Origin of the sequence: Mycobacterium sp., assembly GCF_049280035.1 — a bacterium.
Taxonomy (GTDB): domain Bacteria; phylum Actinomycetota; class Actinomycetes; order Mycobacteriales; family Mycobacteriaceae; genus Mycobacterium.
Window position 1 is genome coordinate 1 of record NZ_JBAPPI010000267.1, and the last position, 2,511, is coordinate 2,511.

At 65.3% G+C, this 2,511-nt stretch carries 3 protein-coding genes; 1 reads left to right on the forward strand and 2 read right to left on the reverse strand.

Annotation, left to right across the window (positions count from 1 at the left end):
* Both WAN71_RS08590 and pdxH read right to left on the reverse strand, forming a co-directional pair.
* The coding region (locus WAN71_RS08590; RefSeq protein WP_422224918.1) for a citrate/2-methylcitrate synthase at nt 1–917 on the reverse strand (917 nt) is incomplete at its 3' end.
* 134 nt (nt 918–1,051) lie between these two features.
* Nucleotides 1,052–1,711: a pyridoxamine 5'-phosphate oxidase gene (pdxH, locus tag WAN71_RS08595; protein ID WP_422224919.1), complete on the reverse strand. Its 660-nt coding sequence runs from the start codon at nt 1,709–1,711 to the stop codon at nt 1,052–1,054.
* An 82-nt stretch (nt 1,712–1,793) separates the two neighbouring features.
* Here pdxH and WAN71_RS08600 point away from each other — a divergent pair.
* Nucleotides 1,794–2,511: citrate synthase 2 (locus tag WAN71_RS08600; RefSeq protein ID WP_422224920.1), on the forward strand; the 718-nt coding region annotated here is incomplete at its 3' end.

A 2,511-nucleotide genomic window follows, 5' to 3' on the forward strand; every position in this document is an offset into this window, starting at 1 on the left:
CCCATCAGCTTGACGCCTTCTTCGCGGTTCTTGACCTTGCGGACGAACTCGCCGACGTCGTCGTCGCTCTTGCGGATCTCCTCCAGCATCTCCAGCACGGCTTGGTTGGCGCCGCCGTGCAGCGGGCCCCACAACGCGTTGATGCCGCCGGAGATCGAGGTGAACAGGTTGGCCTGTGACGACCCGACCAGCCGCACCGTCGACGTCGAACAGTTCTGCTCGTGGTCGGCATGCAAGATCAGCAGCATGTCCAGCGCCCGAACGACCTCGGGGTCGACGTCGTAGGGCTCGGCGGGCAGCCCGAAGGTCATCCGCAGGAAGTTCTCTACCAGCGTCAGCGAGTTGTCCGGGTAGAGGAAGGGCTGACCAATCGACTTCTTGTAGGCATACGCGGCGATCGTGGGCAACTTGGCCAGCAACCGGATCGTCGACAGCCCGACCTGCTCGGCGTCTGCGGGATCCAGCGAATCCGGATAGTAAGCGGAGAGCGCGTTGACCGCGCTGGACACCACCGGCATCGGGTGGGCGTTGCGGGGAAAGCCGTCGAAGAATCGCTTCAGGTCCTCATGCAGCATCGTGTGCAACTGGATCTGGCGAGTGAACTTGGCCAGCTGCTCCTTGGTCGGCAGCTCGCCGTAGATCAGCAGGTAGCTGACTTCGATGAACGTCGACTTCTCGGCGAGCTGCTCGATCGGGATACCGCGGTAGCGCAGGATTCCGGCATCCCCATCGATGTAGGTGATAGAGCTCTTGCAAGCGGCTGTGTTGACGAAGCCGTTGTCGAAAGTGGTGTATCCACTCTTGGCCAGCAGCGAGCCGAGCGCGATACCGTCGGCTCCCTCGGTGGCGTGGGCGATGTCGAGCTCCAACTCACCACCTGGGTACTGAAGAGTGGCGGAGTCGTCGGTTGCGGCCACTGGAACCCCTTCTTGGTCTCGGCTGATGCTGGCCCTACAAGGTTGCGTATAGCTGAAGGTAGTCGTTATCGGGACGGCGCGCCTGCGCGGGGGCGCAGTCCGCCTCCGACGGCGGGTACACGCGCCTATAGGGGTCAGGGCTGCAGGCGTTCGACATGGTCCCCTTTGACACGAATCCGGTTGTGCAGCCGGTCTTCCCGGCCTTGCCAGAACTCGACAATATCGGGCGCGATGCGGTACCCGCCCCAGTTCGGCGGAACCGGGATCTGCTCGGAGTCGGCGAACCGGGCCGTCACCTCGGCGAGCTGATCGACCAGCGCCGCGCGAGAGGGGATCGGCCGGGACTGATGCGACGCCCAGGCGCCCAGTTGCGAGCCCCGCGGCCGCTTCGACCAGTAGTCATCGGTGGCCGCCGGATCGACCTTGCTCACCGCACCGCGGATATGGAACTGCCTGTTCAGCAAATACCAGGGAAAGGTCGCCGAGGCGTACGGCGTGACGGCGAGCTCATCGCCTTTGGCCGAATCGTAGTTGGTGAAGAACGTGATTCCGTCCTCGTCGACGCCCTTGCACAGCACCGACCGGCTGACCGGTCTTCCGGCGTCCACGGTGGCCAACACCATCGCGTTGGGCTCGGCGATCCCCGCCCGCTCGGCGTCACCAATCCACTTGCGTAACAATGCAAGCCAACCATTGTCGAGCCAGTCTACGTCGAGGTCGGGGCTACCGTCTTTCTCGACGGAGCCGTACTCCACCCGCATCGCGGCGAGGTGCTCGTTGTCTGGTTCTGCCATCGCGTCAACGCTACTCTGGGCGACCCCTCGCTGGTTACCGACCGGTAGCAACTGGCCAACAGCGGCGTGGGAGAATTCAGCTATGACTGTCATCCCGGACAAGATCCCGGAGAACTTCGTCGCCGGCCTCGAGGGTGTGGTCGCGTTCACCACCGAGATTGCCGAGCCTGACAAGGACGGCGGCGCCCTGCGCTACCGCGGCGTCGACATCGAGGACCTGGTGGGCCGGCGGGTCACCTTCGGTGACGCCTGGGCTTTGCTGGTGGACGGAAAGTTCGGCCACGGGCTGCCGCCCGCCGAGCCGTTCCCGCTGCCGATCCACAGCGGTGATGTGCGGGTCGATGTGCAGGCCGGCCTGGCGATGTTAGCGCCGATCTGGGGCTATCAGCCGCTGCTCGACATCGACGACGCAACCGCCCGCGACCAGCTCGCCCGGGCGTCGGTGATGGCGCTGTCCTATGTCGCCCAATCGGCCCGCGGTATCTATCAACCCGCCGTTCCTCAGCGGGTTATCGACGAATGCCCCACGGTCACAGCGCGTTTCATGACCAGGTGGCAGGGCGAACCGGATCCCAGGCATATCGAGGCCGTCGACGCGTACTGGGTCTCGGCCGCCGAGCACGGGATGAACGCCTCGACGTTCACCGCACGGGTGATCGCATCGACCGGCGCCGACGTCGCGGCGGCGCTGTCGGGTGCGATCGGGGCGATGAGCGGCCCCCTACACGGCGGTGCACCGGCGCGGGTGTTGCCGATGCTCGAAGAGGTCGAGCGCACCGGTGATGCGCGCGGTCTGGTCA

What these genes read in the sequence shown, in the direction of transcription:
- pdxH (WP_422224919.1), bottom strand. Translation starts at nt 1,711, where the DNA reads ATGGCAGAACCAGACAACGAGCACCTCGCCGCGATGCGGGTGGAGTAC.